The organism is Marinobacter sp. M3C (assembly GCF_023311895.1).
Taxonomy (GTDB): domain Bacteria; phylum Pseudomonadota; class Gammaproteobacteria; order Pseudomonadales; family Oleiphilaceae; genus Marinobacter.
Window position 1 is genome coordinate 574,972 of sequence record NZ_CP092284.1, and the last position, 13,761, is coordinate 588,732.

Here is a 13,761-nt window from a genome sequence, read left to right on the forward strand (position 1 = left end):
GGATTGATTAACGATTTTCCCAAGCAGGCGTCGGAAATCGCACCTCTTCTGCTGCTAGATCCTTCGGGAACACTGTTACATGCTCGCCATCTTGAATCTGCAGCACCAAGCTGCGAATTGGGTTTTGCCCTTGGAAACCATTATTGTTCTCGAATCGCACATGAGTGACGGGCGTATCAAGATCGGTCCCGGCTAGTGCGTCTCGGACATCATCGCGGTCAAGTGACTTGGCGCGTTCCAACGCATCTGCGGCTACGCGAAGGGCAAGATAACCTTCGGCTTCGTAAAAGGTCGGCTCTTCGCCTATCTTCGCTTTCAGTCGCTCATACAAATCTTCAGTGCCTTCGTACTTCACATCCTTACTCCAACTCACAACGGTAGCGACATACTCTGAAAGATCCCCTACTTGGCTGATGAAGCTGGGGAGTGCTGCGCCAGTATCAATGGCTATGGCCTTGGCGTTCAGATTCACTTCTTTTATCTGCCTCGCAATGGCAACACCGTCTTCTGCGTAAGCAACTATGTAGAGCAAGTCAGGGGGGTCGGAGCGAAAACGATTGAGAATCGGGCGAAAGTCTGTTGTACCTTGGTCATAAGACTGATTGCCAACCACCTTATAGCCGTTTTCGGCAGCAAGTTTTTCACCTTCTTCTGCCAGTGATGCGGGCCAGGCTCCATTGCCATAAATTATAGCTACCGTCGAAAGATCTTCGTTAAACGTCTCTCTTAAGTAATTAAAATAGTCGAAATATGTTTTCGCAACGATCGCGGAGTTATGTTTTGCTCGGAATACCCAGGGCGAACCTGGCTTAGTGATGCTGTTATCGGCACTGCCCAACACAATCAGCGGTATTTTTTGACGGGTCATCAGCTGTGCCATAGGACCCGTAATTCCTGACGAATAGGAACCCATGATCAAAGGAACGTTTTGCCGATTGAGTGACTCGACCGCAGTAAGCGCACTTTTGGCTTCAGAGCGATCGTCTTGCACGTTTAGTAATATTGATTCGCCGCGTACGCCACCAGCAGCATTAATTTCCTCTAAGGCTACTTCCATGCCTGCCTGATAACGCTGGCCAAAAGTGGCAAAATTTCCAGATAGGCTGTTGATTACCCCAATTTCGATATCGGCAAGAGCGGGAGGCGCTATGGCCAAGCACTGGGCTGCCACAGCCATCATCAGTAATTTTTTCATTTTCAAGCCTCTATTTATTTTATTTATTTAGCTGAAGTTTCATTTGCAGTTTATTATCTTTCTATTTATTGCGATAAATATAGTATAATAAGAACTTGTACGTATCAAGAAACTTTAACCGGAAATTCTGCTGCTGCCGATGTATGTAGCGAGGGCAGTAGACGACGCCACAAGGACTAATAGAATGCCCATTCCCAGTGATCCGATTGCGCCGATTGGCTTGGAGGGTTTTGCCAAGAGCATGCGCCAAGGCAAAATCACGTCAGAGCAAGTGGTGAAAGCCTACCTAGAACGCATAGAGCTTCTGGATCCCTTGCTGGGGGCTTTTGAGCGTGTGGATAGTGAGCGAGCTTTAATAGTCGCACGCGCCATGGACGCATTACTCGCTGAGGGTATCGACCTTGGCCCACTTATGGGCCTGCCCATCTCGGTAAAGGATATTTTTGTTTTTGACGGCAACTATCCTCATGCTGGTTCCAACCTATCCTTGCAAAATAAATATCAACCGCAAGACTCCAGTTTTATTACGGCTTTGAAGGAGGCGGGCTGCGTGATTCTGGGAACTACCCGTATGGTGGAGTTCGCGCTGGGGATCACTGGCCATTCCGTCTCACGAGGTACTCCATGGAACCCATGGGACGAGCATCAACACAGGCTGCCTGGGGGCTCAAGTTCTGGAGCTGCTGTAGCTCTTTCCGCAGGAATGTGCGCATTATCCATAGGCAGTGACACTGGTGGCTCGGTACGTGTGCCCGCTGCCATGTGTGGACTATTTGGCCTTAAGACCACGGCCGGCCTTTGGCCTACCGACGGCGTTTTTCCATTGGACCCCCAAACTGACTCTATCGGGCTTCTAACTCGCTCGGCTCGGGATGCGCAGCTAGCCTTCCAGGCATTAAATTCACGAATAAATCCCTGCGATTTAAAGCAGACTAAGTGCTCTAATCCCCCGAGGCTGGGTCGACCAACGCGATATATGTTAGATGACCTGTCGCCCGATGTTAGTCGGGCCTTTGAAAAAGCAATCACAGCTTTAAAAGAAAAAAATGCAGAAATCGTCTCTTTAGACATTCCAAATATTGAAGGACGAGAACGTTACTTTCCCATCGCGATGCCCTCAGAACTTCTTTCTTGGCTGGGTGAAAAAACTTTTAATGATCAAAAAGAGCTAATTGATCCAACGATTCGCGTTCGAATCGAGAAAGGATTGACAATCAAGGCTCACGACTATTTAACAGTGTCAGCAGAACGTCACGCCCATGTAAAAGAAGCGGATAAATTATTCGATGCTGTTGACCTCATTATCAGCCCCACAACGCAGGAAACTGCGCTTCCCATCAAAAGCCTTGAAGACCCTGATAACGCAATGCGTGCTGCCATGAGCATGACTCGTAACACTCAGCCAGCAAACTATTTTGACTGGTGTGCGGTGACACTACCTATTGGGCTAGATTCCAGTGGGCTTCCTATGGGTTTGCAACTCAACACTAGAGGTATGACAGAGAGTAACCTGTTAGCCATGGCTGTTTGGGTAGAATCGGTATGCTGTGAGAATCTCAGGCCGTCCTCTTTCCAAGGAACTGAGCTGATTTAAATTGGGTTTAAGAATCCTGCTGGAGTTAAAATCTCGGCTTATACATCGTGTTTCGTAACGCGTTATTAAGGCATATCCGCTGGTAATGGTATTGCTCTGTAACGTAAATCTGAAACGAGCTGAAAAAGAAGAGCCCCTGATTGACTTAAGACAGCTGGGTCAGTTTATCGGGACTTACGATTCCGTTAGCTTTGTCGATGGTGATTTTTTCAGAGGTTGTTATTTGGTTATCGTATTTATTAAGCAAAGAAATCACTAATTATCTTACCCTGCCAATGATGTACGTCGTTGGTAAGATGAGACCTAAGACTAATCAGTTATACCAAGAAAATACTGATTGAGTCGACCTTCTAGCTCACGATTGAAGTGTTCCGCAGACTTCATATGATCAAGCATTAATTTGCGGGCACCAACGGCATCCCGGGAGCGGAAAACTGCGATTAATTGCTTGTGGTAGGCAAGGTTTGCGCAGGAAAACTCGTGCTGTTCTGGTAGAGCGGCTTTTTTAAAGATCATCAAATCTCGGACCATGTCGTTTACAAATCGACCGATGAACGCAAGCATGGGGTTGCCGCATCGTTGTGCTAGCAGAACGTGAAAATCGAGTTCAGCAATGCGTTGCTCAATGCGCTCCTCAAAAGTATCGGGTGCTATTTCGCATAGCTTAACGAGCGCTTCAAGTGTATTTAGATCTTTTTCTTCTAGGCGGGGAGTGGCCAAAGCTGCAATTTCGGGCTCTATCAACGTCCGCAGAGCATAGATCTCAAGCCCAGAGGGTTGTTCGAAGTGTAAAAAATTCCGCAGCAGTTCACTAGCCTTTTCAAAAGGCACTCGTTCTAGAACGGCACCACCATTGGGGCCCGTGCGAACCGAGATCAGTCCCTGAACCTCAAGAGATTTCAGTGCTTCCCTTACTGTTCCCTTGGAACATTCGAACTGCTCCATCAATTGCCGTTCGTTAGGCAGCCTGTCGCCAGGCTGCATTTGGTTTACCGCAACCCAACTCTTGACGGATTCAACAATCTGATCAGATAGCTTCACCCGTTTAGGAACACGCAGGCTCTTGGCATTCATCTAGATTAGCTGTCTCCCATCAAAAATTTATTCTGCCACAAGATTGCTTTTTTTACGACTCGGTTGAATTGGTTACCGGCTTTCTGATTGTTCCTCCCCTAATTTTCCCATATTCTCCCAATTTTCTAGGGTGGGGAAAGCAATGACTGAACAAATATTGACCATCAAGGAGGTCGCTGACTTCCTCAAGCTTACGGAGAAAACCGCTTACCGGTTGGCGGCATGTAGTGGCGCACTGACGCCGGAGTGGGATGAGGAGGATTCCATCCCATTGCTTACGGCGATGCGACCCTGGCAGACGCGATTCTCGACCGCCTCCTGCACAACAGTCACAAGCTGAATCTGAAAGGGGAATCCATGAGAAAGGCCATGAGTAAAATGGGGCATTCCGATCACTCCAAGTGATAGGATGACCATCGGCGCATTAGGTTGAATAGGTGATCGGAATCACCAGAATACGCAGCTCGATACCAGCATGGTAGCGAAGATAGGAAAAAACGGTCGCAGAAGGCTTTTCAATAAGCTGGCAGATAACGCTCATGGGGATACCTTTCTTCCATTCGCGCCAAACTATAGCTTTCCTTGCGGAGTTCAGGGGGTTTGCTGTGGTCATCTACCATTACTCCAAGCCGAGGCCAGATATTAATGGTGTTGTCTTGACCAGTTGAATGCACCACCGCTCTTTACCGGGGGGATTACCGTGGCAAGTTCCCAATCTCCTAGACATTTGGAACTTCAGCCCGGAATTAGTTGACTACTACACTATGCAATTATGCAATTATGCAATTATGCAACAGAGCGTTAGAGTCAATAATAGATTGGGCAACCTCAGTTGTGGTTATTCTGCATTTCATCGCTTGTTGGCGTATTGCTCTGTAAGCCTGATCTTCATTGATATCGTGAACTTTCATGAGGACGATTTTGGCCTCATTCATCTTATGGCTGTTTTCCACTTTATTCTTGAGTTTCGTAATGATTTTTTCGTTACTTTTGCCTTGCTGCCAGTTTCTTCGAGCAACGATGATGCTGCTAAGCACACCATAAGGTCGAACGGGTTTAGCCAGAACACTATCGACTTCAAGGTCGATTAAATTCTGTAATACTGAGGGACTCTCGTAACCGGCCAGACCAATCAGGGTTGGTCGGTCTGCGGTGAGTTTCAGGTAATTGGTAATACCTTCGTCTGGCGTTTCCCGCACTTCAATAAACGTCAAATCGGCCGGGTCTGAAGGGCAGCTGGGTGGGGGCCAAATAGCATTCGCACGACATCCAATACGATTTAGCTGCTGAAGGAGTTCCTCGGCGTCACAATCTCTGGGATGAAGGACAAGAACATTCAGCCCACGCAATTGCCGTATGATGTTGTCGTGTTCCATTAATTCGTCCCAATAGGAGCATTTGCCCAATCATTCAGGGTTGGCACCGCCAGGTATGGGTCCGGTTTAATTGGCCTGACGGCCTCCCGTTCAACGCGATACTCTCCGTCCGCCCCTAGTCTCGCTATTCGCGACTGCAGATAGGTGTGATTGTTGTCCGGATCAATCTTAATGCGCCCTTGAGGGGCTTCAAACTCTGCGCCTCGCAAGACAGCTCTCAATTGATCCGCCCCAGTTGACCCAGTTAGACGCAACGCATTGGCGAAGAGGTGCACCTGTGAATATGCCGCTTCGCAGCAACTGGTCACATCCTCAATGCTGCCAAACTTTCGCGCATATTTACCTAGAAAGCGAGCATTCTCATCCGTTTTTATGTTCCGGAAGTAAGGTGCAGCGGTAATGTGACCGGCGGCCGCGCTACGGCCCATGATTGCCACTTCAGCTTCATTAGTTGTTAGGCTTGCAATCGGCAACTTGAAACCATTACCGCCACTCTCATGATAAGCAGTGTATAAATTAACCGTTCCAATTCCAACTACCGTTGAAAAAATTACGTCCGGGGAAACTCTCCTGATATCTTCAAGAATCCATTCGAAATCCTCACGTCGGGCGTCCAGACTTAAATAATTTTCCCCTACCACTTGGCCGCCACCTTGGCGAACGATATTGCGCATCACTCGATTGGATTCCCGAGGATAAATATAATCCGATCCAACGAAATAAAAACGTGAACCAAAATTCTCCAGAAGGTAAATCGCTAAAGGCAGGCTGTTCTGATTAGGGGCGGCGCCACCGTATATAACATTGGGGGAGTACTCAAAACCCTCATAAAGCGTTGGATAAAAAAGAAAGCCGTTCTGACGTTCTATGACGGGAAGGACCTCCTTACGAGAAGAAGACATGTAACACCCAAAAATAACGTTCAATTCTGGATCAGCTAACATTTCCTCGGCATAAATTCGGTATTGCTTAACGTTTGAAGCCGGATCAAGTATCACGGGTGATATATTGCGGCCCTCTATACCGCCGGCTTGATTAATCTCGTCTATGGCAAGCAACGTTCCTTTTAGCTGTGAGTTCTCAATAATGGATGTCACGCCGGTTTGAGAAAACAGGACACCGACAGTCCAAGGTTTCTCCGAAGAACTTCGCGTCATATAGCTTCGTCCTGAGTTTTGGCTTTAATACTTGATATCAAACTATAACCTCTTCTTAGAATCCCATAAACCGCCTCGTGACGATACTTCGGCATAAAAACCAAGTGGCATTTACATTATCATTTCACGTACGACCGGCGCTGCCAGTCTCATATGATGACCCCCCTTCTTTACTTTGCTCGTTCGGAAGGGGGCGTCCACTATGGACCACGTCCTATTGGCAGAGCCCTGTCGAGTCGCACCGCCGGAGGCGGCGGTTTACTTCGTATTAATCAGGGTTTCCCTAAGCCTTTTTGAGTTCCGGCGCCTTGCGGTGCTTCGTTCCCTGTTCGTAGGCGTATGCGATAGCAAGCATTTCGACCTCGCTCCACTGCCGCGCGACAATAACGAGGTTGAACGGAGCGCCCGAGGCGTAGAAGCCAGCCGGTACGGTCACCGCCGGCAGGCCGGCGATATTTACCTCGCTAACCACCATTCCATCAATGGCTTCGTCTCCATGCACCGGTCCTAAAGGACCACGCATTTGCGGGTAGATGACCGCATCAAGCTTCTGTTTGTCGAAAATCGTGTTGAATATATCGAGATAGGTTTCCCTCAGAGTGATGAAGGAAGTCATATCGGGGGGGGTGGATGGGGACTTCGTTGCTTCAACGAACTCGGGCACGTGGCTCATATAGCTCAACACACCCTCTGGTCCGAACGCGTCTTCTTTTTGCGTTGCCTTGGCGAATTCGGCGAACGTCTTCAGAGCGACTTTCGAACCCATGCGCTGGAGATATTTCTCTATGTCATTGGCAATTGATTCCATACCACGCGCGTCGAACTCGGCCCCTGGCAAAACCGCCTTGCTCAGTTCCCGGAACCCGGAACCCGCGAAGGGATCCTTTACAAGGTCTGCGCCAAGTTTGTTCAGTTCTTCTTGGGCGCGCTGATAAAGGCCTGTCGTCTCCTCGGAAAACGTCGAGGCGCGCCAGCCCGGCCCATAGAGACCAATGCGCTTGCCTTTTAGCGCATTCTTGTCCAATTTTGAGATATAGCCGCCTTTCGGACGTTTGTCCACACCTGCCAGCGTCTTGGGATCCTCCATTGAGAACCCCGCAAGCGCGTCCAGCGTAAGTGCCGCATCGCGTACACACCGTGCGATGGGGCCGACGACGTCGCGGAGGCTGGAGAGCGGAAAGACGCCCGTATTGGGAACGAGTCCGTGAGTCGGCTTTATGCCCACAAGGCCTTGCGCCGAGGCAGGGTTTTGAATCGAGCCGGCGGTTTCTTCCGCCAGTCCGAGCACGCAGAAATTGCCGCCGACGGCAGTTGCGGTCCCGGTGCTGCTGCCGCCGGGTAGGAACTCTCGGTCAACCGAATTGTAAGTAGAGCCAGCCCATGAACCATTGGCATGCGCGCCAGTGTGGCTGAGCACCGGAATGTTGGTTTTGCCTAGGATCACCGTATCGGCTTTGCGCATGCGTGCCACCACAGGAGAATCGGTCTCAGGCAGCAGGTCGACGCCGCCGGTCTTGCTATAGAGAAGCGACCAGCCACCGGTAGTCGGAAAGCCCTTCATGTCCATGGAGTCTTTGACGACGACGGGGACACCCGCCAGCGGCCCCAGTTTTTCCCCGGCGGCGCGACGCTTGTCGATCGCGCGCGCTTCTTCAACCGCCTTCTCGTTGAAAAAGACGATCGCATTGTAGGAAGGGTTGAATTCCGCTATGCGCTCTAGGTAAGCCTTAGTCAGCTTTTCCGAGGTGAACGCGCCGCTGGCGAAACCCGCCTGTACCTGCTCGACAGTCAGTTCAGTCAGGTCGATGATCGCTGCATTTACATTGGTCATTTTTTGTTCCTCTTTTACTTTAATTTTTTAATATTCGCTCGATGGTTTGATATCCCCATCTCGCAAAAACTCTTTAATCTAACGAAGACATACAAACCTCCCTATATGATAATTAGTGCATCAAGTTCAAAGTAATTATTCATTTTTTAGATTTCAAATACTAAGTGTGCCGACCCTCTGGAATTAACAACCGCTACGCCAATGGTATCGTCGCTGCTTGAAATGTCACCATGTCGCATTGCAATACTCCTTCGGACCGTTGAAAGAAAACGAGAGGACAGTGTATGTCCTATGTCCCGATGGGATAGCTTCTATCTATCCCCTTAAATAGCGAGATACTGATCAATGACATCACTGGTCAGCTCCTCGCCCCTGCCTCGCAACGCCACCCGCCCTTTGTCCAAAAGCACAAAGGAATCCGCAGCCTGGCGCACGAATCTGGTGTTTTGCTCGACAAGTACAATAGTCAAGCCCATATCACGGTTAAGCTTTCGGATAACTTCCTCAATCTGTTGCACTATATTTGGCTGAATACCTTCGGTAGGTTCATCTAAGATGAGGACCTTGGGGTTCATCGCCAAAGCCCGACCAATAGCCAGCTGCTGTTGCTGGCCGCCTGAAAGATCACCGCCAAGGCGGTCAATAAAATCTGACAAAACAGGAAACAGCTCGAAGATATGTTCAGGAATGAATCGAGATTTGTCAGCCCGAGGGAACATGCCCATCAATAGGTTTTCCCTCACTGTAAAGCGCGGGATCACTTCCCTTCCCTGGGGGATATAGGCAATACCGGTCGCAGCTCTCTCGGGCGTCGACATGTTCAACAGGTTTGAACCCTGAAACGAAAGCGTGCCATTCGCTCTGTCGGTAAGCCCCATGATGGTGCGAAGTAATGTTGTTTTACCCACTCCATTTCGACCGACAATGCCAAGAAAACCGCCATCCTCAATCTGGAAATCAATATCCTGCAAAATAGGACTTTTCCCGTAAAAGGAGTACAGACCTTTCGCTTCAAGCATGATCGTCTCCAGTATCAGAAAGATACGCTTCCCGCACGGCGGCATTAGTCTCAATTTCAGTTATGCTGCCTTCGGCTAGTAACGAACCACCGTCCATCACCGTAACGATGTCGGCGATATCTCTAACAAATGCCATGTCGTGCTCTACTACGATCATGGTGTGTTCACCCTGCAATTCCCTGAACAGTGAAGCTGTCTGTTTGGTTTCCTGTGCGGTCATACCAGCGGTTGGCTCATCCATCAGGATTACGTGGCAGTCCTGCATCAGCAACATAGCAATTTCCAACCATTGGGTTTGGCCGTGAGAAAGATTTTCTGCCTTGGTGTATGTTTCATCCTCCAAACCAACCAAGGAAAGCACCTCCCGGATTCGGCCCCGGATAGGGGTTCGAAAAACACGCATTGTGCTGAATACTCCGGGAAAGGCTGAACGACCTATTTCCAGGTTTTCAATAACGCTCAGATCCTTAAATACGGTCGGCGTTTGAAACTTTCGCCCAACTCCAGCCCTAGCCCGCTTGAATTCCGGCAAGTGAGTAATATCCTGATTGCCAAGTAGAATCCGCCCAGAGGTAGGTAACGTTTTGCCGCAGATCAGATCCAGTGTGGTTGATTTACCTGCCCCATTCGGACCTAGAAGACAGCGCAACTCCCCATCGCGTATGTGCAGGTCGAGCTCATTGACCGCAACAAGTCCGCCAAATTTCACAGTCAGTTTTTCTAATGTCAAAGCAGCCATTATTTACCCTCCCGCTGGCTAGCAGTAGTTTCAGAGCGATGTTTGTCCAGCGACGTATTCATTCGGGATATGGGATTGGCCATAAAGTGGGATTCCAGCTTTATTCGTAAATCCATAACGAGGCCGAAAAGACCGCGAGGTAGAAACAGCACAACCACAATGAAAATAACGCCCAGAATCAAGGTCCACTGATCAAAAAATAGGTCTGACAGCCGGCCTTCAGCCATATTGACGCCGATGCCTCCCAGAGTTGCTGCCACGATAGATTCACGTCCACCAACGGCAGCCCAAATCACAAATGCGAGACTGAGAGATAGCCCCATATAAGTGGGAGAAGCAAATCCTAGAATCATTGCATAGAGCATTCCCGCTATTCCGGCAATCCCGGCAGAGGTTGCAAAAGCCACGATCTCATAAGTTGAAACGTCGTAGCCAAAAAAACGAGTTCGTTCCGGATCAGCCTTTATTGCACGCAGTACAAGTCCAGCCTTGCTGCGCAAGAAGAGCAACCCAAGCGTAAGGACGACCAGCAGACAGCCGGCGACCATGTAATAAAAGGCCAAACCATAAACATCTACCGACCAACCAAATAGTTCCAGGGCTGCCAGCCCCGTAAGCCCATTTTGACCACCAGTGAAACGCTGCTCACTGATTATCCAGAGTTGAACAGCAAGCATGAGAGACAAGGTAATAATCGCGACAAATACGCCGGTGATCCGGCCACGGAACATGAAGCCGCCAATCAAACTTGCTATGGCAACAGGAACCAAGATGCCAGCTGCAAGAGTGAACGAAACTGATTGGAACGGCTCCCAAAACCAGGGCAATTTCTCCATATTCGTCCACACCATAAAATCTGGCATGCCTCCAGCCTGAGCTCCACTGGCTTTAAGCTTTAAATGCATCGCCATAATGTAACTGCCGATACCGAAGGTCAGTGCCTGACCCAGGTTGAGAATGCCCGCAGTGCCCCAGGACAAGGCGACGGCTGCTGCTGCCATGCCCAAAACCAGATAGCGAGCGTAAATATTCAGGTCGTAGCCGCTATAATTCGCCGACCAGGGTATGATCAGCACAACAAACACTGCAAACAGCGCATAACCAATACAATCTATAGAGAAGCCTTTGTTCATAAAAAATTTTCCTTAGCGCCGGACTTTATCGGGAAAGAGTCCCTGCGGACGAAAACGAATCAGAACTATGACGCCCAACAGAATCAGGATGCGTGCCGTGGTTTCATTCAAGAGATAGGACAGCCACGCCGATGCCTCCCCAATCATAAGTGCTGCCGCCGCAGTCCCGGCAATACTGCCTACACCGCCAACGATCACCACTAGAAATGCATCTACCACAACCCCGGTGCCCATGGTCGGAGTAACACTGACCATTGGTGTTATCAGCGCGCCAGCGATTGCTGCCAGCCCCGCGCCATATGCAAATGTCATGGCATACACACGGTTTGCGCTGACGCCGTAGCATTCAGAAATCTCTTTGTTCTGGATAACCGCGCGAAGCTTGGTGCCAAATTCTGTGCGAAACAGCAGAAACCACGTAACTGCGAGAGTGAACAGTGCAAAGCCAATGATAAATAGGCGGTAGTAAGACATGTGGATACCGGCAAGTATGAGGTTTCCGTCCAAAAATTCAGGCCTTGCGACGTAGCGTGAATCTGACCCGAAAAGTCCTCGAACCAGCTGTTCAAGTACGATACCAATCCCCCAGGTCGCCAGGATTGTATCCAACGGGCGTCTGTAGAGCCTTTGAATAATCGTTCGCTCTACCGCGAGGCCCAGCAAGGCGCCCGCTATGAAAATCAGCGGTAATCCTACAATAATGCCGATACCAAACTGGCTTTGCAGAAACCAGGCAACATAGGCACCTATCATCACAAATTGACCATGGGCTAAGTTAATTACACCCATGGTGCCGTATATAATGGCCAACCCTAACGCGACCATCAGCAGGATTGAGGTCAGGCTAAGACCGATGAATATCTCATTAAGCCACGAGTACATCGAGCGCTCCTATTCACGGTGACCGTTTTAAGACTGGCCCCTCTTATTCTATGAATCCAAGATGAGGGGGCTGCTTAGATCAGTTTCTTGTTAAATGGGTAGGTTGCCTCAGCTTTCCTGAAGCCCCTCAGCTGTGCACTCTTGGCCCTCGTACGCCCAGTATGGCTCTGGTGCCACGCGGCTCTTGGAATCTACCAACACTTTAGCTTGACCATCCGCTTGCCATTGACCGATCTTGGGCCATAGATGTGTGTGCAGATTAGCAGCGATTTCTATCTCACCCTGAGGAGCCATGAAGCGCTGCCCGACTGCGGCATCCCTGATAGCTGACGGCGTCAGTTCACCTGAACCAATTGTTTCGACTGCGTTTTTGAACTGATATACTTGGAAGTAAGCTGCTTCATTCACGAAGTGCGTTACCTGATCCTGTCCATACTTCTTCAAATAAGCTTCCACAAACTTCTTGTTCTCTGCCGATTGATACCCCATAAAATAAGGTGCCGATGAGAAATGACCGGCAGCAGCTTTACCACCAATCGCTTTAACTTCAATTTCTGACCGGGTAAGGCTGGCGACTGGCATCGTTTTTGGGTCTAAACCTGCATTGTGATATTCCCGTTGGAAAGCCACGTCGGAGTCGCCCACTAAAGTACAGAAAATCACATCCGGCTTATCGCGCCGGAGTTGGCTGACAATGGAGCTAAAACTGTCATGCCCCATAGGCACATATTCTTCGTTAACAACTTCGCCACCGATACCTTTGAGGATTTTCCTGGCAACGTTATTTTCCTCTCGCGGGTACACGTAATTGTTGCCAAGCAAATAAAACCGGCCACCGAATTTTTCTTTCAGCCAGGGCACGTAATCCTGCTGTTGTTGATTGGGAACCGCACCGCCGTACATCACATTGCGAGAACATTCACGTCCTTCATAAAGCGTTGGATACCAGTAAAGATTGTTCTGCCCTTCCACAACTGGAAGTACCGCCTGACGGCTGGAGGACGTATACGAGCCAAATATGGAAACAACTTTATCTCTTCGCACCAGTCGGTTGGCACGATCAGCGAAGGTCGCTGGATCCGAAGCCGGATCTTCGACAAATGGACGAATCTTGCGACCGTTAATGCCGCCGTTGTCGTTGATTTCCTCGATCGCCATCATGCAAGCGTCATGAAGCGTGCTTTCAACCACCGCTACCGCTCCAGTCTTCGAGAATAAAACTCCGACCGGTATGTCACTCCCGGCCGCCCACGCGGCATTACGACCTGTCCAAATACCGGGAAATCCTCCAAGTCCCGTGGCGCCAGCCACGCCAGCGAAGGCAACTCCTTTCAACAAATCACGTCGTTTCATCACAAAACCCTCCAGTGCTATGTTGCTGTGAAGTCACCCTACCGGTGCCTCCAGTTTTTTTTGCACAAAAAAAAGCCCCACGTACCAAACCTTTCGGTTTCAGCATGCGGGGCTTCTATGCCCGTTGTATTGTTTCGGCCCAAGTCCACATTGACTCCGGCTAATGTGATTATTAATAAAGCACAAGAATTACCATTCGTCAAATTTAAAATTATCCGTTTCGGCTTTGCAAAACAAAGAGACAACGTCTGGGCAACAGAATCGACAAGTTAATCAATTAACTAATCAATATTAGACTTGTGCCGTAACGCCCCTTTGGATATTGCTTACGTAGACGGTGGAGGCGAAAAGCCCTCTTAAAATTGGGGATACCTTAGGCTCCCAGGCGATTTCGAGCGATATCAAGAA

At 49.3% G+C, this 13,761-nt stretch carries 12 protein-coding genes and 1 pseudogene; 2 read left to right on the plus strand and 11 right to left on the minus strand.

The genetic code is table 11. The features are described from left to right. Positions 1–7: 7 nt before the first annotated feature. Positions 8–1,195: an ABC transporter substrate-binding protein gene (locus tag MIH18_RS02545; RefSeq protein ID WP_249013819.1), complete on the minus strand. Its 1,188-nt coding sequence runs from the start codon at positions 1,193–1,195 to the stop codon at positions 8–10. Between the two features lie 184 nt (positions 1,196–1,379). Here MIH18_RS02545 and MIH18_RS02550 point away from each other — a divergent pair, with 184 nt between their 5' ends. Then, positions 1,380–2,789 carry an amidase gene (locus MIH18_RS02550; protein ID WP_249013820.1) on the plus strand — a complete coding sequence of 470 codons (1,410 nt, stop codon included), beginning with the start codon at positions 1,380–1,382 and terminating at the stop codon, positions 2,787–2,789. A gap of 309 nt (positions 2,790–3,098) precedes the next feature. Here MIH18_RS02550 and MIH18_RS02555 read toward each other — a convergent pair whose 3' ends face one another. After that, positions 3,099–3,863 carry a FadR/GntR family transcriptional regulator gene (locus MIH18_RS02555; protein ID WP_249013821.1) on the minus strand — a complete coding sequence of 255 codons (765 nt, stop codon included), beginning with the start codon at positions 3,861–3,863 and terminating at the stop codon, positions 3,099–3,101. A 261-nt stretch (positions 3,864–4,124) separates the two neighbouring features. On the opposite strand from MIH18_RS02555, the pseudogene MIH18_RS02560 reads away from it, so the two are divergent. Then, positions 4,125–4,268, plus strand: a pseudogene (locus MIH18_RS02560) (ATP-binding protein); the annotation flags it as partial. A gap of 19 nt (positions 4,269–4,287) precedes the next feature. Here MIH18_RS02560 and MIH18_RS02565 read toward each other — a convergent pair. The 9 genes from MIH18_RS02565 to MIH18_RS02605 all read right to left on the minus strand — a co-directional run bounded on the left by MIH18_RS02565 (position 4,288) and on the right by MIH18_RS02605 (position 13,353). Continuing rightward, positions 4,288–4,476 carry a hypothetical protein gene (locus tag MIH18_RS02565; RefSeq protein ID WP_249013822.1) on the minus strand — a complete coding sequence of 63 codons (189 nt, stop codon included), beginning with the start codon at positions 4,474–4,476 and terminating at the stop codon, positions 4,288–4,290. A gap of 157 nt (positions 4,477–4,633) precedes the next feature. Beyond that, on the minus strand, positions 4,634–5,239 hold the full coding sequence (locus tag MIH18_RS02570; protein WP_249013823.1) for an ANTAR domain-containing protein: 606 nt from the start codon (positions 5,237–5,239) through the stop codon (positions 4,634–4,636). Further along, complete coding sequence (locus MIH18_RS02575) at positions 5,239–6,396, minus strand: transporter substrate-binding domain-containing protein (protein WP_249013824.1); 1,158 nt, start codon at positions 6,394–6,396, stop codon at positions 5,239–5,241. The genes MIH18_RS02570 and MIH18_RS02575 overlap by 1 nt, the downstream gene beginning before the upstream one ends. Before the next feature lie 283 nt (positions 6,397–6,679). Next, entirely contained in the window at positions 6,680–8,227 is a 1,548-nt protein-coding gene (locus MIH18_RS02580) for an amidase (protein WP_249013825.1), read from the minus strand. Positions 8,228–8,550: 323 nt separating this feature from the next. Next, positions 8,551–9,246, minus strand: a complete 696-nt coding sequence (urtE, locus tag MIH18_RS02585; protein ID WP_249013826.1) for an urea ABC transporter ATP-binding subunit UrtE — start codon at positions 9,244–9,246, stop codon at positions 8,551–8,553. Then, complete coding sequence (urtD, locus tag MIH18_RS02590; protein WP_249013827.1) at positions 9,239–9,985, minus strand: urea ABC transporter ATP-binding protein UrtD; 747 nt, start codon at positions 9,983–9,985, stop codon at positions 9,239–9,241. Before urtD ends, urtE begins: the two co-directional genes overlap by 8 nt. Then, positions 9,985–11,118, minus strand: coding sequence for an urea ABC transporter permease subunit UrtC (urtC, locus tag MIH18_RS02595; RefSeq protein ID WP_249013828.1), 1,134 nt, complete (start codon positions 11,116–11,118; stop codon positions 9,985–9,987). The genes urtD and urtC overlap by 1 nt, the downstream gene beginning before the upstream one ends. 12 nt (positions 11,119–11,130) lie before the next feature. Beyond that, positions 11,131–12,000, minus strand: a complete 870-nt coding sequence (urtB, locus tag MIH18_RS02600; protein ID WP_249013829.1) for an urea ABC transporter permease subunit UrtB — start codon at positions 11,998–12,000, stop codon at positions 11,131–11,133. Between the two features lie 108 nt (positions 12,001–12,108). Then, positions 12,109–13,353, minus strand: a complete 1,245-nt coding sequence (locus tag MIH18_RS02605; RefSeq protein ID WP_249014589.1) for a transporter substrate-binding domain-containing protein — start codon at positions 13,351–13,353, stop codon at positions 12,109–12,111. Positions 13,354–13,761 lie beyond the last annotated feature (408 nt).